19 protein-coding genes are annotated in these 19850 nt (G+C 66.8%); 9 read left to right on the forward strand and 10 right to left on the reverse strand.

From position 1 onward, the window contains the following. Positions 1 to 5 precede the first annotated feature (5 nt). A complete protein-coding gene (locus tag KEC55_RS16720; RefSeq protein WP_282508903.1) occupies positions 6 to 1559 on the reverse strand; it encodes a methyl-accepting chemotaxis protein in 1554 nt (517 codons plus the stop codon). Positions 1560 to 1812: 253 nt separating this feature from the next. Here KEC55_RS16720 and panE point away from each other — a divergent pair, with 253 nt between their 5' ends. From panE to KEC55_RS16755, 7 genes are all read left to right on the forward strand, one after another. Then, the gene (gene panE, locus KEC55_RS16725) at positions 1813 to 2760 is read left to right on the forward strand and encodes a 2-dehydropantoate 2-reductase (RefSeq protein ID WP_282508904.1); all 948 of its coding nucleotides are present in this window, start codon (positions 1813 to 1815) and stop codon (positions 2758 to 2760) included. 246 nt (positions 2761 to 3006) lie between these two features. After that, positions 3007 to 3966 (forward strand): AraC family transcriptional regulator, encoded by a 960-nt coding sequence (locus tag KEC55_RS16730; protein WP_282508905.1) that lies wholly within the window; start codon positions 3007 to 3009, stop codon positions 3964 to 3966. A gap of 120 nt (positions 3967 to 4086) precedes the next feature. Next, positions 4087 to 6615 carry a substrate-binding domain-containing protein gene (locus KEC55_RS16735; protein ID WP_282508906.1) on the forward strand — a complete coding sequence of 843 codons (2529 nt, stop codon included), beginning with the start codon at positions 4087 to 4089 and terminating at the stop codon, positions 6613 to 6615. Further along, entirely contained in the window at positions 6602 to 7615 is a 1014-nt protein-coding gene (locus tag KEC55_RS16740; protein ID WP_282508907.1) for an ABC transporter permease, read from the forward strand. Before KEC55_RS16735 ends, KEC55_RS16740 begins: the two co-directional genes overlap by 14 nt. Before the next feature lie 47 nt (positions 7616 to 7662). Further along, entirely contained in the window at positions 7663 to 8751 is a 1089-nt protein-coding gene (locus tag KEC55_RS16745; RefSeq protein ID WP_282508908.1) for an alcohol dehydrogenase catalytic domain-containing protein, read from the forward strand. A gap of 31 nt (positions 8752 to 8782) precedes the next feature. After that, a complete protein-coding gene (locus KEC55_RS16750) occupies positions 8783 to 10330 on the forward strand; it encodes an FGGY-family carbohydrate kinase (protein ID WP_282508909.1) in 1548 nt (515 codons plus the stop codon). Further along, positions 10327 to 11085, forward strand: a complete 759-nt coding sequence (locus KEC55_RS16755) for an SDR family oxidoreductase (protein WP_282508910.1) — start codon at positions 10327 to 10329, stop codon at positions 11083 to 11085. The genes KEC55_RS16750 and KEC55_RS16755 overlap by 4 nt, the downstream gene beginning before the upstream one ends. A 57-nt stretch (positions 11086 to 11142) precedes the next feature. Here the strand turns inward: KEC55_RS16755 and KEC55_RS16760 are convergent, their stop codons facing one another. The 8 genes from KEC55_RS16760 to KEC55_RS16795 form a co-directional block, all read right to left on the reverse strand. Then, positions 11143 to 11283: a hypothetical protein gene (locus tag KEC55_RS16760; protein ID WP_021158153.1), complete on the reverse strand. Its 141-nt coding sequence runs from the start codon at positions 11281 to 11283 to the stop codon at positions 11143 to 11145. A 177-nt stretch (positions 11284 to 11460) separates the two neighbouring features. Beyond that, positions 11461 to 12045 carry a nucleotidyltransferase family protein gene (locus tag KEC55_RS16765; RefSeq protein WP_282508911.1) on the reverse strand — a complete coding sequence of 195 codons (585 nt, stop codon included), beginning with the start codon at positions 12043 to 12045 and terminating at the stop codon, positions 11461 to 11463. 102 nt (positions 12046 to 12147) lie between these two features. Further along, positions 12148 to 12786: a M15 family metallopeptidase gene (locus KEC55_RS16770; protein WP_282508912.1), complete on the reverse strand. Its 639-nt coding sequence runs from the start codon at positions 12784 to 12786 to the stop codon at positions 12148 to 12150. 187 nt (positions 12787 to 12973) lie between these two features. After that, positions 12974 to 13369: a type II toxin-antitoxin system VapC family toxin gene (locus KEC55_RS16775; RefSeq protein ID WP_176049919.1), complete on the reverse strand. Its 396-nt coding sequence runs from the start codon at positions 13367 to 13369 to the stop codon at positions 12974 to 12976. Next, the gene (locus tag KEC55_RS16780) at positions 13366 to 13605 is read right to left on the reverse strand and encodes a type II toxin-antitoxin system Phd/YefM family antitoxin (protein WP_011659184.1); all 240 of its coding nucleotides are present in this window, start codon (positions 13603 to 13605) and stop codon (positions 13366 to 13368) included. The genes KEC55_RS16775 and KEC55_RS16780 overlap by 4 nt, the downstream gene beginning before the upstream one ends. Before the next feature lie 91 nt (positions 13606 to 13696). Then, positions 13697 to 14380, reverse strand: coding sequence for a Fe2+-dependent dioxygenase (locus KEC55_RS16785; RefSeq protein WP_282508913.1), 684 nt, complete (start codon positions 14378 to 14380; stop codon positions 13697 to 13699). After that, the gene (locus KEC55_RS16790) at positions 14377 to 15144 is read right to left on the reverse strand and encodes a tetratricopeptide repeat protein (protein WP_282508914.1); all 768 of its coding nucleotides are present in this window, start codon (positions 15142 to 15144) and stop codon (positions 14377 to 14379) included. Before KEC55_RS16790 ends, KEC55_RS16785 begins: the two co-directional genes overlap by 4 nt. A gap of 3 nt (positions 15145 to 15147) precedes the next feature. Continuing rightward, positions 15148 to 17394, reverse strand: a complete 2247-nt coding sequence (locus KEC55_RS16795) for a TonB-dependent receptor (protein ID WP_282508915.1) — start codon at positions 17392 to 17394, stop codon at positions 15148 to 15150. Between the two features lie 309 nt (positions 17395 to 17703). Here KEC55_RS16795 and KEC55_RS16800 point away from each other — a divergent pair, with 309 nt between their 5' ends. Both KEC55_RS16800 and KEC55_RS16805 read left to right on the forward strand, forming a co-directional pair. Then, positions 17704 to 17943, forward strand: a complete 240-nt coding sequence (locus KEC55_RS16800) for a FitA-like ribbon-helix-helix domain-containing protein (protein WP_059619278.1) — start codon at positions 17704 to 17706, stop codon at positions 17941 to 17943. Next, positions 17940 to 18359 (forward strand): PIN domain-containing protein, encoded by a 420-nt coding sequence (locus KEC55_RS16805; protein ID WP_282508916.1) that lies wholly within the window; start codon positions 17940 to 17942, stop codon positions 18357 to 18359. The genes KEC55_RS16800 and KEC55_RS16805 overlap by 4 nt, the downstream gene beginning before the upstream one ends. Before the next feature lie 136 nt (positions 18360 to 18495). Here the strand turns inward: KEC55_RS16805 and KEC55_RS16810 are convergent, their stop codons facing one another. Beyond that, complete coding sequence (locus tag KEC55_RS16810) at positions 18496 to 19791, reverse strand: aspartate carbamoyltransferase (RefSeq protein WP_282508917.1); 1296 nt, start codon at positions 19789 to 19791, stop codon at positions 18496 to 18498. Positions 19792 to 19850 lie beyond the last annotated feature (59 nt).

Below are 19850 nucleotides of genomic sequence, written 5' to 3' on the forward strand. Positions count from 1 at the left end.
CGCCTTCAGGCCGGCAATGCGAACCGCGTGACGGCGTCGCGCAGTGCTTCGGCCTGATCGCGCAGCGAATGCGCGGCCGCCGCGGCCTCTTCGACGAGCGCCGCGTTCTGCTGCGTGACCTGGTCCATCTCGCCCACCGCGCGGTTGACCTGCTCGATCCCGGCGCTCTGCTCCCGCGACGCATGGCTGATTTCGTCGAGGATCTCGTTCACGCGCCGCACCGACTGCACGAGCTCGGCCATCGTCTCGCCCGCGTGCGAAACAAGCGCCGCGCCGTGCTCGACCGTCTCGTTCGACGATACAATCAGCGTCTTGATTTCCTTCGCCGCCGTGGCCGAGCGTTGCGCGAGCGAGCGCACTTCGGCCGCGACCACCGCGAAGCCGCGCCCCTGTTCGCCCGCGCGCGCCGCTTCGACGGCCGCGTTCAGCGCGAGGATGTTGGTCTGGAACGCGATCCCGTCGATCACGCCGATGATGTCGCCGATCTTGTGCGAGCGGTCGGTGATCTCGTTCATCGTGCGCACGACGTCATCGACCACCGCGCTGCCGCGCGTCGCGACCTGCGCGGCCTGGCCGGCGAGCGACGCAGCCTGTGCGGCGCTGTCCGCGTTCTGCTTCACGTTCGCGGTCATCTGGTCCATGCTCGACGCGGTCTGCACGAGCGCGGCCGCCTGTTCCTCGGTGCGCTGCGACAGGTCCGTGTTGCCGGACGCGATCTCGCTCGCGCCGACGTTGATGTTCTCGGTGCCCATCCGCACGCGGGACACCATGTCGATCAATCCGCCCTGCATCGTGTGCAGCGCATGCAGCAGGCTGCCGCGATCGTCCTGCTTCACGGTCACGCGCGCGGTCAGGTCACCCTGCGCGATGCGCTGCGCGGCGTCGAGTGCCACTTCGAGCTCGCCGCCGAGATTCGCACGCACGCTTTTCAGCACGAGCACCATCACGGCGGTCGCGAGCGCGCCGAGCACGGCCGTCATCGCGAGCCAGCGGCCGATGCTCGCGAGCACGGCCGAGCGTACGTCGTTCATGTACATGCCCGTGACGAGATACCAGTCCCACGGCGCGAAGCGTTGCACGGCGCTGGTCTTCGCCTGCGGCTTGTCCGCGCCCGGCTTCGGCCACAGATATTCGACGAAGCCCTTGCCGCCTTCCAGGTTGCCGGCCTTCACGATCTCGACGAACAGGTGCTTGCCGTCCGGGTCGGTGAAATTCGACACGTCCTTGCCGTTGAGCTCGGTCTTGATCGGGTGCATCACGATCACGGGCTTCGAGTCGTTGATGGAGATGTAGCCGTCGGCGCCGTAGCGCATCGCGGCGATCGCTTCGAGCGCCTTCTGCTTCGCATCGGCTTCCGGCAGCGCGTTCTGCTGCGACAGCTTGTAGTAGTGGTCGGTCACGCTCGCGGCCTGCGCGACCAGCGACGCGAGCTGGTCGCGGCGGTCCGCGATCATCGAGGCGCGCGTCTGCCATGCGCCGAGCCCGGCGATCACGAGCAGGCCGAGCCACAGGATGACGATCATCGAGGCGAGTTTCTGATTCAGGGAAAGGTTGCGCATGGTGTGTGGTCGGTCAGTCGAGAATGCTCGCCGGGGCGGCGTGACGGGTTAGGTATCTTGACGGCGTCGAAGGTGCGTCGCCGTAGACGGGTTATCCCTAGGAACCGGTACCGCGGCCCATGGCATCGATGCCGATGCGGGTATCTATGCATATGCATAACGGGCATCGCTATACTGTCGGGGCGATGGCTTGTGCGCCGCGCGTGCGGGATGGCGCCGGTGCGGCACTGAACGAAACCGAAAGGAGGCAACGATGCGAATTCTGGTGGTAGGGGCCGGCGCGGTCGGCGGGTACTTCGGCGGCCGGCTGGCTGCGGCGGGGCGCGATGTCACGTTCCTGGTGCGCGACGGCCGCGCCGCTGCGCTGGCACGCGACGGGCTGCTGATCCGCAGCCCGCGCGGCGACCTGACGCTTGCGAACGTGCAGACCGTGCGCGCGGCCGACGCGGACGCCGGCGTCGCGCCGTTCGATCTCGTGCTGCTGAGCTGCAAGGCATACAGCCTCGACGACGCGATTGCATCGTTCGCGCCATTCGTCGGCCCGCAGACGCTGATCCTGCCGATGCTCAACGGGATGCGCCACCTCGACGTGCTGCGCGACCGCTTCGGCGCCGCGCAGGTTCTCGGCGGGTTGTGCGTGATCGCGGCCACGCTTGATCGCGAGCAGCGCATCATGCACCTGAACGACACGGCCGGGCTGTCGTTCGGCGAACTGGCGGGCGGCGAATCGCCGCGCGTGCGCGCGGTGGCCGACGTGTTCGGCGGCGCGGGCTTCGACGCGACGCTCAGCGACAACATCGCCGCACGGATGTGGGAGAAGTGGGTGTTCCTCGCGACGCTCGCCGCGAGCACGTCGCTGTTCCGAGGCTCGGTCGGCGACATCCTGGCCGCGCCGGACGGCCGCCGCCTGCTCGAGACCATGCTCGCCGAATGCAGTGCGATCGCCGAACACAACGGCCATCGGCCCGACCCGACGGCGATCGAACGGATGCAGCGGATGGTGCTGACGCCGTCGCCGCTGACCGCGTCGATGCTGCGCGACGTCGAGAACCATGCGCGCGTCGAGGCAGATCACGTGATCGGCGACCTGCTCGCTCGCCGCGACCCGCAGGCGGGCGATGCGCTGTCGCTGCTGCGGATCGCGTACAACCACCTGAAGGCGTACGAGGTGCGCACGGCACGCGAGCACGCGGCCGCGTAAAGCCGGCGCGGGCGGCCGCCCGGCCGTTGCGCGCTGCACAAATTTGCCGTCCGGCGCCGTTTGCGGCCGGATTGCGCAAAAAAGTATCGGAAATCAGGCGTAAAGTTGGTGGAGCCGCGCGCTCGATCGACCTACATTGCTTCCCATGCGACCGGTCGCGTCGCCGCACGAAACACGGCAACACGCGGCGCACGCGCGCCATGCCGAACAGGCCGGCCAGCGATACATGGGAATGGAGACGCCAACATGATGCACCCCGATCTCGAAGTGGTCGACGTGCGACGCGACGAGTCGTTCAAGGTCTGGTCGCATGGCTATCCGTATCGCACGATCCGCTGGCATTTCCATCCCGAATTCGAACTGCACCTGATTGTCGCGACGCACGGCAAGTATTTCGTCGGCGACCATATCGGTTCGTTCGGCCCCGGCCATCTCGTGCTGCTCGGCCCGAACCTGCCGCATAACTGGGTCAGCGACATGGCCGAAGGCGAAACCGTCGAGCGCCGCAATCTCGTGATCCAGTTCGACCCGGCGTTCGTGCGCCGCTGCATGGACGCGTTTCCCGAATGCCGCGACGCGCAGGCGCTGCTCGACGACGCGCGGCGCGGGGTCGGCTTCGATGCCGCGACGAGCGCCGCGATCGCGCCGCTGTTCGACGAACTGCTGGCCGCGCGCGGCATGCGCCGCATCGCGCTGTTCATGACGATCCTCGAACGCCTGTGCGGCGCGGCCGAACGCACGCTGCTCGCGAGCCCCGCGTACGACCAGGCCGACGTCACGCCCACGCGGCTCAGCCATGCGCTGTCGTATATCGGCAAGAACCTCGCGTCCGAGCTGCGCGAATCCGATCTCGCGCAACTGACCGGGCAGAGCGTCAGCGCGTTCTCGCGCGCGTTCCATCGCCAGACGGGCATGCCGTTCGTGCAGTACGTGAATCGTCTGCGGATTGAATCCGCGTGCCAGATGCTGCTCGCCGACGACGCGAACATCACCGACATCTGCTTCCAGGCCGGCTTCAACAACGTGTCGAACTTCAACCGCCAGTTTCGCGCGGTGAAGGGGATGGCGCCGTCCGAATTCCGCGCGCTGCAGCGCCTGAACGCGCGCAGCCGCGACCTGGCGCTGCACGCGGCGCCTACCGGCAACCCGATGCCGCCGCGCGTGCTGACACCCGGCGCGCCCGAGCTCGCACCGCAGCCCGGATGATCGCCGGGCCGTTGCCCGCCTGAGTTTTTCCCGACGTTTTACCCAGCCGATCGCGCCGTTCACGTCGCGAGGGGCTCACTCACCCACGAAAAAGCTGCACACAACTCCGGAGACACCGCCATGACGCATGCATCGCCCGCTTCATCCTCTCGTCGCGCCGCCCGCATGGCGGCCGTTGCCGCGCTCGCCGCCGCGGCCTGGCTGCCCGTCACGGCCGCGCAGGCCGCGCCGCTGCGGATCGGCATGACGTTCCAGGAGCTGAACAACCCGTATTTCGTGACGATGCAGAAGGCGCTGAACGACGCGGCTGCATCGATCGGCGCGCAGGTCGTCGTCACCGACGCGCATCACGACGTCAGCAAGCAGGTGAGCGACGTCGAGGACATGCTGCAGAAGAAGATCGACATCCTGCTCGTGAACCCGACCGATTCGACCGGCATCCAGTCGGCGATCACGCAGGCGAAGAAGGCCGGTGCGGTGGTCGTCGCCGTCGACGCGAACGCGAACGGGCCCGTCGATTCGTTCGTCGGCTCGAAGAATTACGACGCGGGCGTGATGTCGTGCGAATACCTCGCGAAGGCGATCGGCGGCAGCGGCGAGGTCGCGATCCTCGACGGCATTCCGGTCGTGCCGATTCTCGAACGCGTGCGCGGCTGCAAGGCCGGGCTCGCGAAATTCCCGAACGTGAAGCTCGTCGATACGCAAAACGGCAAGCAGGAGCGCGCGACCGCGTTGTCGGTCACCGAAAACATGATTTCCGCGCATCCGAACCTGAAGGGCATCTTCAGCGTGAACGACGGCGGCTCGATGGGCGCGCTCGCCGCGATCGAGGGTTCCGGCAAGGACATCAAGCTGACGAGCGTCGATGGCGCGCCCGAGGCGATCGCCCGCGATCCAGAAACCGAACTCGAAGTTCATCGAGACGACCGCGCAGTTCCCGGCCGACCAGGTGCGCATCGCGCTCGGCATCGCGATCGCGCGCAAGTGGGGCGCGACGGTGCCGAAGGCGATCCCGGTCGACGTGAAGGTCGTCGATCGCGGCAACGCGAAGGGCTTCAGCTGGTGAACGACGTACGACGTGACGAGAAGGGCGGCGGCTCGGCCGGCGCCTTTCGCACGGAGAAGCCGATGGACACGATACTCAGGCTCAGCCACATCACGAAAAGTTTTCCGGGCGTGAAGGCGCTGTCCGACATTCATCTGGAGATCGCGCGCGGCGAGATCCATGCGCTGCTCGGCGAGAACGGTGCGGGCAAGTCGACGCTGATGAAGATCCTGTGCGGCATTCATCGGCCGGATACCGGCACGATCGAGATCGACGGCGCCGCGCGCCATTTCGCGGACTATCACGACGCGGTCGCGGCCGGCGTCGGCATCGTGTTTCAGGAATTCAGCCTGATTCCGCATCTCGATGCCGTCGACAACCTGTTCCTCGGCCGCGAGCTGCGCAACCGCTGGGGCGCGCGCGACCGCAAGCGGATGCGCCGCGCGGCGGCCGCGATCTTCGCGCGGCTCGGGGTGGCGATCGATCTCGATGCGCCGATCCGCGCGCTGTCGGTCGCGCAGCAGCAGTTCGTCGAGATCGGCAAGGCGCTGTCGCTCGACGCGCGCATCCTGATCCTCGACGAACCGACCGCCACGCTCACGCCGGCCGAGGCCGGGCACCTGTTCGCGATCATGCGCGAGCTGAAGCGGCAGGGCGTCGCGATGATCTTCATCTCGCATCATCTCGAGGAAATCTTCGCGGTGTGCGACCGCATCACGGTGCTGCGCGACGGCCAGTATGTGGCGACGACCGACGTTGCGCGCACCGACGTCGAGCAACTGGTGCGGATGATGGTCGGACGGCGGATCGAGAGCAGTTTCCCGCCGAAGCCGACGCGCGTGGCCGATGCGCCAGCTGTGCTCGAAGTCGATGCGCTGCAGATCGAACGCGATGGCCCCGTGAACCGCTTCACGCTGCATGCCGGCGAGATCCTCGGCTTCGCCGGGCTGGTCGGCTCGGGCCGCACCGAAACCGCGCTCGCGGTGATCGGCGCGACGCGCGTGCATCGCAAGGAAGTGCGCGTGCGCGGTGCGGCCGCGAAGCTCGCCGATCCGGCCGACGCGTTGCGCGCGGGTATCGGCATCCTGCCGGAAAGCCGCAAGACGGAAGGGCTCGTCACGTCGTTCTCGATCCGCGACAACATCTCGCTGAACAACCTCGGCAAATACCGGTCGATGCGCTGGCTGATCGACCGCGGCAGCGAGGCGCGCACGACGCACGACGTGATGCGGCGCGTGGGCGTGAAGGCACCGTCGATCCATACCGAGGTCGCGACGCTGTCCGGCGGCAACCAGCAGAAGGTCGTGATCGCGCGCTGGCTGAACCATCACACGTCGGTGCTGATCTTCGACGAGCCGACGCGCGGCATCGACGTCGGCGCGAAAGCCGAAATCTACGGGCTGATGCGCGAACTCACCGCGCGCGGCTACGCCATCATCATGATCTCGTCCGAGCTGCCGGAAATCGTCGGCATGTGCGATCGCGTCGCCGTATTCCGGCAAGGACGCATCGAGGCGACGCTCGAAGGCGACGAGATCGATCCCGACGCGGTCATGACTTATGCCACGGCCGGCACGCGAGGAGCGACCCATGAACCTGCCTGATTCTTCTTCCACGCCTTCCACGACACTCGCGGCCGCCGCCGGAAACGGCGATGCACCGCCGCCGCGCGCGATGTGGGCGCAACTGCGGCGCTCGACGCTGTTCTATCCGCTCGTCGGCCTGATCGTCGTGTGCATTGCGATGATGATCGCGAGCCCGAGCTTCCTGTCCGCCGCGAACCTCGAGAACGTGCTGCGCCAGGTGTCGATCAACGCGATCATCGCGGTCGGCATGACCTGCGTGATCCTGACCGGCGGGATCGACCTGTCGGTCGGCTCGGTGATGGCGTTATCGGGAACGCTCGCGGCCGGGCTGATGGTCGCGGGCGTCAACGCGGTCGCCGCGCTCGCGATCGGCATCGCGGTCGGCCTTGGCTTCGGTTTCCTGAACGGCGTGTTCGTCGCGTTCGCGGGGATGCCGCCGATCATCGTCACGCTCGCGACGATGGGCATCGCGCGCGGCCTCGCGCTGATCTACACGGGCGGCTATCCGATCGACGGTTTGCCCGACTGGGTCGCGTTCTTCGGCAGCGGCAAGGTGCTCGGCATTCAGGCGCCCGTGCTGATCATGCTGGTGGTCTACGCGATTGCGTGGCTGCTGCTCGACCGGATGCCGTTCGGCCGCTACGTGTATGCGATCGGCGGCAACGAGCAGGCGACGCGGCTCACCGGTGTGCGCGTCGCACGCGTGAAGCTGATCGTCTACACGCTGGCCGGGCTCACGTCGGCGCTGGCCGCGATCGTGCTGACGGGCCGGCTGATGAGCGGGCAGCCGAACGCGGGTGTCGGCTTCGAGCTCGACGCGATCGCGGCCGTCGTGATGGGCGGCACGTCGATCTCCGGCGGGCGCGGCGCGATCCTCGGCACGCTGGTCGGTGCGCTGCTGCTCGGCGTGCTCAACAACGGGCTGAACATGATCGGCGTGAACCCGTATGTGCAGAACGTGATCAAGGGCGGAATCATCCTGCTCGCGATCTACATCAGCCGCGAACGGTCGCGGTAGCGATCCAATCGATCAGCAATCCCTATCATCAACGAACGAGACAACTCATGACGACACCCGAAGCCCAGCCGCGGATGACCGCGGTCGTTTGCCACGGCCCCGAGGATTACCGCGTCGAGCAGGTCGCGAGGCCGCGACCCGGTACGAACGAGCTCGTGATCCGCATTGCCGCATGCGGGATCTGCGCGAGCGACTGCAAGTGCTATACGGGCGCGAAGATGTTCTGGGGCGGCCCGAACCCGTGGGTGAAGGCGCCCGTGATTCCCGGCCATGAATTCTTCGGCTACGTCGAAGCGCTCGGCGACGGCGCGGCCGGGCATTTCGGCGTGGCAATGGGCGATCGCGTGATCGCCGAGCAGATCGTGCCGTGCGGCAAGTGCCGCTATTGCAAGTCGGGCCAGTACTGGATGTGCGAAGTGCACAACATCTTCGGCTTCCAGCGCGAAGTCGCCGACGGCGGGATGGCCGAGTACATGCGGATTCCGCCGACCGCGATCGTCCACAAGATCCCGCTCAGCGTATCGCTCGAGGACGCGGCGATCATCGAGCCGCTGTCGTGCGCGATCCATACGGTGAACCGCGGCGACGTCCAGCTCGACGACGTCGTCGTGATTGCGGGGGCGGGCCCGCTCGGCCTGATGATGACGCAGGTCGCGCACCTGAAGACGCCGAAGAAACTCGTCGTGATCGACCTGATCGACGAGCGACTCGAACTTGCGCGGCAGTACGGCGCCGACGTGACGATCAACCCGAAGCGCGACGACGCGCGCGAGATCGTCAGGTCGCTCACCGACGGCTACGGCTGCGACGTCTACATCGAGACGACCGGCGCGCCCGTCGGCGTGAACCAGGGGCTCGACCTGATCCGCAAGCTCGGCCGCTTCGTCGAATTCAGCGTGTTCGGCGAGGATACGACCGTCGACTGGTCGATCATCGGCGACCGCAAGGAGCTCGACGTGCGCGGCGCGCACCTTGGGCCATACTGCTATCCGGTCGCGATCGACCTGCTCGCGCGCGGGCTCGTCACGTCGAAAGGCATCGTCACGCACGGTTTCGCGCTCGAGGACTGGGACGACGCGATCCGCGTCGCGAAATCGCCGGAATCGATCAAGGTGCTGCTGAAGCCGGCCCGCTGATGCGGCAGGCATGCGCCTCACCGGAGACATCATGGAATACGTGATAGGCGTCGACATCGGCACGCAGAGTACCAAGGCGCTGCTGGTCGACCGGCATGGCACGATCGTCGCGCGGCGTTCGGCCGGCTACCAGCCCGACACGCCGCGCCCGCTGTGGGCCGAGCAGTGGCCGCAGGTGTGGTTCGACGCGGTGCTCGAATGCGTCGCGGGCTGCGTGAGCGACGCGCGCGCGCAGGGCGTGCCGGCCGACGCGATCCGAGCGGTGTGCGTGAGCAGCCTGTACGGCGGCTCGGGCATTCCGGTCGATATCGACATGCGGCCGCTGCATCCCTGCCTGATCTGGATGGACCGGCGCGCGACCGCGGAAGTCGACTGGGTCAACGAGCACGTGAACGTCGAGCGGCTGCGCGTGATCACGGGCAATGGCGTCGACAGCTACTATGGCTTCACCAAGATGCTGTGGCTGCGCGACCAGCGGCCGGACGTATGGGCGAACGTGCGCTATTTCCTGCCGCCGAACGCGTACGTGATCTACCTGCTGACCGGCGAGGTCGCGGTCGATCACAGTTCAGCCGGCAATATCGGCGGCGTGTACGACGTCGCGCGCCGCGAGTGGTCCGACGATGCGCTCGACATGCTCGGCATTCCGGCGACGATGATGCCCGAGCGGCTCGTCGATTCGACGGACATCGTCGGCGGCATGCTGTCGCAATGGACGGAGCGGCTTGGGTTGCCGGCCGGCACGCCCGTCGTCGCGGGCGGCGTCGATGCGGCCGTCGCGACTTTCGCGGCCGGTGCGACGCGTACCGGGCAGCATGTCGCGATGATCGGCACCAGCATGTGCTGGGGCTACGTGAACCGGCACGTCGATGCGCGGCACGGGCTCGTCAGCATGCCGCACGTGTTCGACGGGCAGCGCGACCTGTACGTGTTCGGCGGCTCGATAACGGCCGGCGCGTCGGTCGCATGGTTCCGCGACCAGTTCTGTCAGGCGGAAATCGATGCGGCGCGCCTGCTGCCGCACGGCGATCCGCACGTGCTGCTCGAGCAGGCGGCCGAAAACGTGACGGCCGGCGCCGACGGCGTGCTGTTCCTGCCGTATCTGATGGGCGAGCGCAGCCCGGTGTGGGATGCGCAGGCAAGCGGCGCGTTCGTCGGGCTGAGTCTCGCGCATACGCGCGCGCACCTGTATCGCGCGGTGCTCGAAGGAGTCGCATTTGCGTTGCGACACAACATCGAGGCCGGCCGCCGCGGCGCGGTTGCGCTGGACGACCGGTTGATCGTCGTCGGCGGTGCGGCGCATTCGGCGTTGTGGATGCAGATCATCGCGGACGTGACGGGTTTTCCGGTGTGGACGATCGAGCAGGATGTCGAAGCCGCGATGGGCGCCGCGCTGCTCGCGGGTGTCGGGGCAGGGCTCGTGTCGCATGACGATGCGCAGGGTGGCTGGGTCACGCTCGTCGAGCGCGCGCGGCCCGATGCCGCCAGCGCGAACACGTACGACGCGCGGTTCGCGCTCTACACGGCGCTCTATCCGACACTCAAGCCGATCATGCACAGGCTGGGCACATCATCATGAAAACACGATTCGATTTCAGCGGTGCGCGGGTGCTCGTCACGGGGGCATCGAGCGGGATCGGGCGCGCGTGTGCGGTCGCGCTTGCGCAGGCGGGTGCACGGGTCGTCGCGGCGGCGCGCGACATGGCCGCGCTCGACACACTCGCCGGCGAGACCGCGTGCGAGACGTTGCATATCGATGTCGCTGGCGACGAGCATGCGATCGACGCCGCGCTCGCCGCACACGATGCATTCGACGGCCTCGTCAATTGCGCGGGGATCGCGTCGCTCGAACCGGCTCTGGATGTCGGCGCGGAGCATTTCGATCGCGTGATGGCCGTCAACGCACGCGGTGCGGCGCTCGTCGCACGGGCCGTCGCGCGCAAGATGATCGAACGCGACGGGCGCGGGGCGGCGCGCGCACGGGGCAGCATCGTCAACGTGTCGAGCCAGGCCGCACTCGTCGGCCTGCCCGCGCATCTGAGCTACTGCGCGTCGAAGGCAGCGATGGATGCGATCACGCGAGTGCTGTGCATCGAACTCGGGCCGCACGGTATTCGTGTGAACAGCGTGAACCCGACCGTCACGCTCACGCCGATGGCGCAGTTCGCGTGGAGCGAACCGGAGAAGCGCGCGCCGATGCTGGCCGCGATTCCGCTCGGGCGCTTTGCTGAGCCGGACGAAGTCGTCAAGCCGATCCTGTTTCTGCTGAGCGATGCGGCGTCGATGATCAGCGGCGTGTCGCTGCCGATCGACGGCGGGTATACGTCGCGCTAGCCCGCGTCACGCGGTGGTCGCGCATGGCGGCGGAGGCGCGGGGCGGCCGGCGCGCGGCTAAACCGGGTCTTTGCTCGGCGGTCCGTCCGGTTGTTGCGGGTTGTCGTGATGACCGGGCGGCGACGACAGCGGGTCGTCTTCCGGATCGCGGTTCGGGTCGGCCGGTGGCTCGGGCGTCGGGGTCGTGTGGTCGGTCATGGAAAACTCGCGCAGTGCATGACGGCGGCGCGCGGCGGGTGCGCCTCGTCTCCGTTATAGGCAATCGGGCGTGCGTTTGCAGCGGATTCTTGCGGCGGGTTGGCGATCGTCGGCGAAGTTCGTGCATTGGCGGTTTTCGTGCGGGATCGCGCCGGGGCGGGCGCCGCACGACCGCGGTCAGCGCAAATCCGCCGGCGTGTCGACGTCGCGCAGGATGCCGGGGTCGTCGACGTCGAGCAGCTTGACCGGCGCGCTGGCGAACAGCGCACGGGCGCCCGTGTCGCCGTCGAGCGCGGCGAGCGCATCGAAGTGGTGCGCGGCGAAACCGACCGGATGGCCGCGTACGCCGCGATGCGCGGGCGCGACGATCGAGGCGTTGTCGGCCTCGAGCGCGCGTGTGACCGTTTCGTACGTGGAAGCCGCGATCCAAGGCATGTCGCCGAGCGCGACGAGCCAGCCGCTCGCGTCGGGCGTCGTGCGTACGCCGACGGCGAGGCTTGCGCCCATGCCGCGCAACGCGTCGGGCGCATAGACGACCTGACAGCCGGCTTCGTTCAGCAGAATCGCGAGTTTCTCGGCGCCAGGGCGGACGACGGCGATCACGTCGGCCGTGGCTGCCGCGAGATGACGGGCGGCGGCGACCGCAACCGGCGTGCCGTCGGGCAGCAGCGCGAGCAGCTTGCTGTGCAGGCCGCTCGGGTCGAAGCGTTGACCAAGGCCGCCGGCGAGCAGGACGCCGGTGGCGAGTGACGCATAGGACATCGGCGCGGGGGGAGTGAGGCAGGTGCCGCGATTGTGCGGGAGCGGGCGGGGATCGGCAAGTGAGGATGTTACCGATTCGCGCCCGTCAGGCCGGAAAGACCGTCAGCGCGATGCCTCGTCGAGCATGCTTTCCTCGACAGGACCGTAAATGGCGTGCGATTCGTTCTGGATGACGGCCCAATAGCGGTCGCCGAACGACCAGTGCCACCATTCGGACGGGTAATTCGTGAAGCCCGTGCTGGCCAGCGCGGCGATCAATATCTGACGATTGCGTGCGGCTGGGCGGCTGATGAACGCGTTGTGCGTGTAGCACGCGCCGGAGGATTCCTGGTCGGTGGCGTTCATGACGGTGCCCATGTCGGCTTCGATGCCGTCCACCGATATCAGTGAAATGTCGACGGCGGCGCCGGTCGGATGGGCGGCGACTTCGGGCGGCGCGACATAGTGGCTCGCGAGTTCGACCAATGCGTCGTCGGACGGCAGCGGATTCAGCGTCGCGCGCAATTGCGCGAGATGGCTCGCGAAGTACTCGCGCTGCAGGGCGAGCGGACGATAGCCTTCCTTCACGTACAGGCGCAGGCCGGCGGGGAGCGCGTGCGCGGCGGCCACCAGCCGCTCGGCGACGCCGCGGCGCACCTTCAGGAAATGCGGGCTCGTGTTTTCGACGACGCTGCGGGTGAGGTCGACGGCGATGCGTTCATCGTAGGTGGCGAGATCGACAAACCCTTCGTGCGACTCCATCAGGGCGATCGACCGGACGGCAGGATCGGAGAGCGGTATCACGGTAGCGGGCAGGGCGGCGAGATGGTGATTGCGGGTCACGAGCCGATGTGGTGACGCGGCTGCGGTCGTTTTGGTCAGACGAATCGCCAATATGCCAGAGTCCGGCCGAGGACGTGCGGCGGTTGGGTACGTGGGCGGGTGGCGCTCACCAGAGCGTCTTGACGTGCGCGTACGCGCGGATTTTTTCGTCGCGGGTGATCAACTGCGCGCCAAGCCGACGCGCGGTCGCAACGATCATGCGGTCGGCCGGATCCTTGTGGAACGTGCCGGGCAGGTCGGTGGATTTCGCGGCGATGTCGGCATCGACGGGCACGAAGCGCATGCCGTCGATCTGCGCGACGGTGGCGAGCCACGCGTCGACATCCATCGTCAGCGCGAGGCGGTCGTTGCGCACCAGCATCGCAATCTCCCACGCGGAGATCGCGGATGCGGCGAGCGCACCTTCGCTCCGTGCGCGATCGATCGCGCTGCGCGCTTTCTTGCTGAGCGAAGGATCGCCCGCCACCCACCACACCAACGCATGCGTATCCAGCACAATCACCGCGACGCCTCCCAATCATCTTCCGCAATCGGATCGAGAGGATTGTCGTAGCGCATGACCGAGCCGCGCAATATGTCCAACGGCTGAGCCTCGCGTGCGTGATACGGCCTGATCTCGAGCGTCGGCTTGCCGTGGTCGGTGACGATCAGGCTTTCACCCGACGCCTCGACGAGCCGGAAGTATTCGAGCGCGCGAGCCTTGAATTCGGATTTCGATACGGGAGCGTGCGGCATCATGATATGAGCATGGTCATTTGACGATGGTCATTTTAGTCATGGATTCCGACGCGGCGCAAGCGCCCGGGGCAGACAGCGTTACCCGTTCGCGCTACGCGTCCGCCCACTTCCTCAACAGGTTGTGATAAATCCCCGTCAACGCAATGACCATTGGATCCTTCGCGCCTTTTTCCGCGGAAAGCGCCTGAATCTGCGTATCGAGCTGGAACAACAGCGTGCGATCGCCGTCGTCGCGCACCATGCTTTGGATCCAGAAGAACGACGCCACACGCTCGCCGCGCGTCACCGGTGTCACGTGATGCAGGCTCGACGCCGGATACAGCACGAGATCGCCGGCCGGCAGTTTTGCGCGATGCACGCCGTACGTATCCTCGACACACAGCTCGCCACCGTCGTACGCATCGGGTTCCTCGAGAAACAGCGTCGCCGACAGGTCGCTGCGCACGCGGAAATCCGTGCCGCGCAGCAGCCGGATCGCGTTGTCGACGTGCGTGTCGAACGTCTCGCCACCTGCGTAGCGATTGAACAACGGTGGAAAGACCTTCAACGGCAGCGCTGCCGAAAAGAACAGCGGATTGCGTGCGAGCGCGTCCTGGATCGCGTCGCCCACCGCGCGTGCGGCAGGCGAGCCTTCCGGCAATTGCCGGTTGCGTTTCGCGAGCGCCGACTGCGCGCCGGACGTCGCGTTGCCGTCGACCCACTCGGCCGCATCGAGGTGGTCGCGGCATTGCGCGACCTGCGCCTTGGTCAATACGCCGGGGATATGAAGCATCATGTTGCGGATTCCATGCTGTGCGGCTGCGGCTGCGGCTGCAACTGCAGCGCCGCCGCACGAAATGCGTCGATCGGCGACGACGCGAGATACGCGTGCATCTTCGCGACGAACGCGGGGGTAGCGGTGGCCGGCACGCGTGCGAGCCACGCGAGTGCTTCGTCGATGTGCCCGCGCTCGGCGAGCAGCCGCGCATGGTTGAACTGGCCGCGGAAGTCGCCGGCAACGGCGGCGCGGCGATAGTGGTCGAATGCGGCGTCGGTGTCGACCGCGACGACCCAGCCATCTTCGTAGAAGCCGCCGATCAGGTTGATCGATTTCGCATGGCCGAGTGCGGCCGCACGGCGGAACCAGTCGAGTGCGTCGGTGCGGTTCTCGTCGACGCCGTTGCCGAGCGCGAGCGCCGTCGCGTAGTTGTACATGCCCCAGTCGAGCCCCGCGTGCGCGGCGAGCCGGTACCAGTACACGGCGACCGGCGCGCACGCGGCCGTGCCCCAGCCGAACTCGTAGCAGCGGCCGAGCATGTTCATCGCCATCGCGTGGCCGGCCCGCGCCGCGTGCCGGAACCAGTTGAACGCGGCCGCCGGATCGCGCGCGACGCCGTGCCCGTCGAGCAGGTACTGCCCGTAGACGGCCTGCGCCTCGACGATGCCGTTGTCGGCGGCCGCCGCGACCCACGCGGCGGCGCGCTCGGGCGGCCCGGCCAGGATGTCGGCGAACTCGCGCGGCGAAACCGACGCGAGCGCCTTCAGCGACACGGCCTCCATCGATCAGTAGCGCGCGTTCAGCGTGACGAACGCCGAGCGGCCCGGTGCGATCGACGCATAGTGCGCCGGGTACGCCTGATCGAAATACGTGCGGTTGAACAGGTTGTTCACGTTCAGTTGCAGGTCGAGCTTCTTGTTGATCCGGTACTGCGCCATCGCGTCGAAGCGCCAGTAAGAGGGCACGGCACGCAGGTTGGCGGGATCGCCGAAGACTTCCGACATGTAGAACGCACCGCCGCCGACCGTGAACTTCGGCGTCACGTCGTAGTTCGACCACATCGTGAGGCTGTGCTTCGGCGTGTTCGGGAAGCGGTTGCCGTTGTTCGCGCTGTCCTTGCCGTTGTCGCGCAGCTCGCTCTTCATGTACGTGTAGCCGCCGAACACCTGCCATTGCTTCGTGATCTGGCCGGCGAGGCCGAGTTCGAGACCCTGCACGCGCTTGTTGCCGACCATCGCGTACTGGTTGTTCGGCAGCGTCACGCGCGCATTCGTCGTGTCGATCTGGAACAGCGCGGCCGTCAGCGACAGCTTGTCGTTCAGCACGTTCCACTTCGTACCGAGCTCGATGCTGCGGTTCTTTTCCGGCGACAGTTGATCGGCGTTCGAGCCGACGCCGCCGCGGCCCGGCGTGAGCGACTGCGTTTCGCTGCCTTCGCCGAGCAGCATGCCGGCCGGCGTCGACGATGTCGCGTACGACGCATAGATGCTGCCGTTCTGCGCGGGCTTGAACACGAGGCCGGCCTGCCAGTTCACGAGCGTGTCGTCGCGCGTGGTGGTCTTGCCGCCGTTGGCCTTGGTGTCGGTGAAGCGGGTCGAGTAGTCGTCGACGCGCACGCCGGCGTTGACCTGCCAGCGCGGCGTGATCTCGATCGTGTCGAAGCCGTAGATCGACTTCGTCGTGGTGCGTGCATGCGCGTAGTCGTTGTTGCGCGTGATCGAACCGGCCCACGGGTCGTTCGGGTTCGGCGACCACAGGCTCGTGCAGTTGTAGCCCGATGCGGCGCCGATGCCTTTCTGGCAGATCTTGCCGGTGTCGGTCGCGACGTTGTACGAGTCGCGCTTGCCCCATTCGCGCGACAGTTCGATGCCGGTCGTGAAGCTGTGCTTGAACGGGCCCGTGCGGAATTCGCCGAACAGCTCGGTCAGGTTCGCGAGGCTGTTGATCGAGCTGGCGCGGTTGTTGTTGCGTCGCCAGACCTTGCCGTTCACCACGTTGCCCTGGCTGTCGTCCGGCTGCGTCCAGATGTAGTCCTGCGTCGATTCCGTGTAGCGCGTGGTGTTGCGGATCGTCAGCGACGATGTGATGTCGTGCTCGATCTTGATCGTGCTGATGTCCGACGTGGTCTTGCGGAAATCGCGGTCGATCAGGCCGTAAAAGTTGTGGCGATCGACGGGCGCCGGATAGATCGTGTCGACGTTTGCGGGCTTGTTCGACGTCGTATAGAAATACGGGATGCCGCTGTCCGGCATGTCGTCCGTCGACAGGTGGTAGTAGCTCGCGGTTACGCGCGTCGGCGTGCCGAGGCCGAACGCGATCGACGGCGCGACGCCCCAGCGCTCGTTGTTGACGGCGTCGCGGCCGGCGACGTCGTTGTTGTGGCTCATCAGGTTCAGGCGGAACGCGGCGTGATCGGCGAATTGCCAGTTGCCGTCGGCCGTGAAGCGGCGATAGCGGTCGGTGCCGAGGCCCGCGCTCGCGGCGGCCGTCGTGCCGAGGTGCGGGGCCTTCGTGATCAGGTTGATGCTGCCGCCTGCGCCGCCGCGGCCGCCGTATGCGCCGTCGGAACCCTTGGTGATCTCGACGCGCTCGGTGTTGAAGATCTCGCGCGTGGTCGCGCCCGTGTCGCGCATGCCGTCGACGAACATGCTGCCCTGCGTGTCGTAGCCGCGGATGAACGGACGGTCGCCGAGCGGGTTGCCGCCTTCGCCGGCGCCGAACGTGATGCCGGGCACGGTGCGCAGCGCTTCGGTCAGCGTCGACGCGCCGCTGCTCTGGATCAGTTCCTGCGGGATCACGGTGACGGACTTCGGCGTGTCGACGAGCGGTGCGGTGAATTTCGCGGAGGCGGAAAAGTCGGCCTTGTAGCTGTGCTCGGTCTTGCCCTGGATCTCGATCGGCGCGAGATGGCCTTCGGTACTGGCGGGGGCGGGCGGCGGCGTGCCGTCTGCCGCGAATGCCGGGCTTGCGGCGAGCACGCTGCACAGGGTGGTGAATTTGCCGAGCTTCAACTCGTCGGGACGTGACTTCATGGTGCGCTTCGACCTCGCGGTGTGGCCCCGGGGCGGTGCGCTGCGGAAATGTGCACGCCATCGGGAATTATTACGATTTGTTTTCAGGCGGCATTCTATGTAATTTCAAGTTAAATGAGAAGCGTTCTTGTTCTCGTTTGTTGGGGAATTGTTGACGAATGTGAAAGGGGGGTGTGGCGGCGAGATTGGCCGAACGGCCGGATATGAAGGGCTTGTCGGGCCGGTTAGAGTGGCTGTGTCGCGGTTCACCTGGTATGACAGCAGATTGCTAACATGACTGCATTGAAAGCAATCTTGACGAGGCGCATCATGCCGGTGATCACCGTTCGAAATCTGCCCGATGAAGTGCATCGAGCACTTCGCATTCGCGCGGCCCAGCATGGCCGCAGCACCGAAGCCGAAGTACGCGACATTCTCGAACAGGCCGTGCTTCCAGGCGGGCGGCTGAAGCTGGGAACGATGCTGGCGGCAATCGGGCAGGAGGCCGGCGGATTCGATTTCGACGCCCAGCGCGACAAGACGCCCGCCGATCCGATGAGCTTCGAATGATCCTTGTCGATACGAATGTCATTTCCGAACCGCTGCGACGCGAGCCGAGCGCGGCCGTGATCGAGTGGCTCGATGCCCAGAATGTCGAGACCCTGTTTCTGGCCGCGACCAGTCTCGCGGAAATGCGGTTGGGCGTGGCTGTATTGCCCGAAGGGCGCCGGCGAGAGTGGCTGCATCAGAGCATCGAGCAGCGCGTGCTGCCATTGTTTCGCGGCCGGATCCTGCCATTCGACGATGCTGCGAGCAAAGCGTATGCGAGCCTTCGTGCACGCGCACGTGCCGCGGGTGCCGCAATCGCGCCTTCCGATGGATTTATCGCCGGCACGGCCGAGGCGAACGGCCTGATCGTTGCCACGCGCGACGTCACGCCGTTCGAGGCGATGGGAATTCGCGTAATCGACCCGTGGGCGCGCTAGCGAGCGCGCGGCTGCTGCTCCCGCAGGCTGCGCCCCAATAGCAAAACGCGCCGTGCGATGCGGCGCGTTCTGCTTCAGGCGAGCGCGCTCGCGAGCCTGAAACGATGGCAGGCGGGCGCGAGCTCCTGGATGCGGTTCAATCGACGCCGTGAAACACCGCGTCTTCCGGCCCGAGGTAGGCCGGCGGGCGCCACGTCGCGTCGCGCATCGAATGCTGGACGAGATTCTCGACGCCGAGCAGTACCGCGAAGATCGCCATCCGCACCGGAATGCCGTTGTCGGTTTGCCGGAAGATGGCAAGGCGCGGGTCGCGGTTCAGGTCGACCGACAGGTCGTTCGCGCCGGGCCGGCTGTCGCGCGGCAGCGGGTGCATGATCAGCGTGTCGGGCTTGCACACCGAGTCGACGAGCGCCTGGTTGATCTGGAAATCGGGCGTGTAGCCTTCGAACGACTCGTCGGTGAAGCGCTCCTTCTGGATCCGCGTCGCGTAGACGACGTCCGCGCCGCGCAGCCCGGCCGCGAGGTCGGTGGTCTGCTCGACCACATGGCCGTTCGTCGCGATCTGGTCGACGATGTAGGCCGGCATCTCGAGCGTCGGCGGCGACACGAGCGTGAACTTCAATCCGCGGTACAGCGCGAGCAGCTTGACCAGCGAATGCACGGTGCGGCCGTACTTCAGGTCGCCGACCAGTGCGATGTGCGCGCCGTCGACGATCTTGCCGAGCCGCGAAAACTCGCGCTGGATCGTATAAAGATCGAGCAGCGCCTGGCTCGGGTGTTCGCCGGGGCCGTCGCCGCCGTTGATCACGGGCAGGTTGGTCGCGCGCGCGAACTCGGCCACCGAACCTTTCTCCGGGTGGCGGATCACGAGTGCATCGACGTAGCCGGCCATCACGCGGCTCGTGTCGTAGATCGATTCGCCCTTGGCCATCGACGAGAAGGTGAAGCCCGTCGTGTCGCACACCGAGCCGCCGAGCCGGCAGAAGGCCGCGCCGAACGATACGCGGGTGCGCGTGCTGGCCTCGAAGAACAGGTTGCCGAGCACTGCGCCTTCCAGCACGCGTGAAATCTTGTGGCGTCGCGCGATCGGCTGCATCACGTCGGCCACGCGGAACAGCGCCTCGACCGAATCACGCGAGAACTGGTCGACCGAGATCAATTGCGGCTTGCCTTCAAACAGGAACTGCTTCGAGAGCCCCTGTTTGTCTACGCTTTGCGTATAGTCCCCGCTATCCGGCGCCGGGCGCTCGACGATTTCCGACACGAAGCGCTCGACGATCTCGGGCATCCCGCGCGATTCCTGCGAGTCGTCGGGCAACAGCCAGGTATCCAGTGCGCGCCGGCTGACGCCGATGCGATTGGCGAACGCTTCGCGGGTCATGTTGAGGCGGCGCATCGCGTCGCGGAGGAAGGCTTGCTGGGGAACGGTCATCGGCGGCTCCTGACGGAAAATATACGCGGTGCGTATATTAGTTCCTGGCACAATGAAGT

This window comes from Burkholderia cepacia (genome assembly GCF_029962485.1).
Lineage (GTDB): Bacteria > Pseudomonadota > Gammaproteobacteria > Burkholderiales > Burkholderiaceae > Burkholderia.

Coding starts and splice junctions, on each gene's coding strand:
- KEC55_RS16720 (WP_282508903.1), bottom strand. CDS start 1,559: ATGCGCAACCTTTCCCTGAATCAGAAACTCGCCTCGATGATCGTCATC.
- panE (WP_282508904.1), top strand. CDS start 1,813: ATGCGAATTCTGGTGGTAGGGGCCGGCGCGGTCGGCGGGTACTTCGGC.
- KEC55_RS16730 (WP_282508905.1), top strand. CDS start 3,007: ATGATGCACCCCGATCTCGAAGTGGTCGACGTGCGACGCGACGAGTCG.
- KEC55_RS16735 (WP_282508906.1), top strand. CDS start 4,087: ATGACGCATGCATCGCCCGCTTCATCCTCTCGTCGCGCCGCCCGCATG.
- KEC55_RS16740 (WP_282508907.1), top strand. CDS start 6,602: ATGAACCTGCCTGATTCTTCTTCCACGCCTTCCACGACACTCGCGGCC.
- KEC55_RS16745 (WP_282508908.1), top strand. CDS start 7,663: ATGACGACACCCGAAGCCCAGCCGCGGATGACCGCGGTCGTTTGCCAC.
- KEC55_RS16750 (WP_282508909.1), top strand. CDS start 8,783: ATGGAATACGTGATAGGCGTCGACATCGGCACGCAGAGTACCAAGGCG.
- KEC55_RS16755 (WP_282508910.1), top strand. CDS start 10,327: ATGAAAACACGATTCGATTTCAGCGGTGCGCGGGTGCTCGTCACGGGG.
- KEC55_RS16760 (WP_021158153.1), bottom strand. CDS start 11,283: ATGACCGACCACACGACCCCGACGCCCGAGCCACCGGCCGACCCGAAC.
- KEC55_RS16765 (WP_282508911.1), bottom strand. CDS start 12,045: ATGTCCTATGCGTCACTCGCCACCGGCGTCCTGCTCGCCGGCGGCCTT.
- KEC55_RS16770 (WP_282508912.1), bottom strand. CDS start 12,786: ATGGAGTCGCACGAAGGGTTTGTCGATCTCGCCACCTACGATGAACGC.
- KEC55_RS16780 (WP_011659184.1), bottom strand. CDS start 13,605: ATGATGCCGCACGCTCCCGTATCGAAATCCGAATTCAAGGCTCGCGCG.
- KEC55_RS16785 (WP_282508913.1), bottom strand. CDS start 14,380: ATGATGCTTCATATCCCCGGCGTATTGACCAAGGCGCAGGTCGCGCAA.
- KEC55_RS16790 (WP_282508914.1), bottom strand. CDS start 15,144: ATGGAGGCCGTGTCGCTGAAGGCGCTCGCGTCGGTTTCGCCGCGCGAG.
- KEC55_RS16795 (WP_282508915.1), bottom strand. CDS start 17,394: ATGAAGTCACGTCCCGACGAGTTGAAGCTCGGCAAATTCACCACCCTG.
- KEC55_RS16800 (WP_059619278.1), top strand. CDS start 17,704: ATGCCGGTGATCACCGTTCGAAATCTGCCCGATGAAGTGCATCGAGCA.
- KEC55_RS16805 (WP_282508916.1), top strand. CDS start 17,940: ATGATCCTTGTCGATACGAATGTCATTTCCGAACCGCTGCGACGCGAG.
- KEC55_RS16810 (WP_282508917.1), bottom strand. CDS start 19,791: ATGACCGTTCCCCAGCAAGCCTTCCTCCGCGACGCGATGCGCCGCCTC.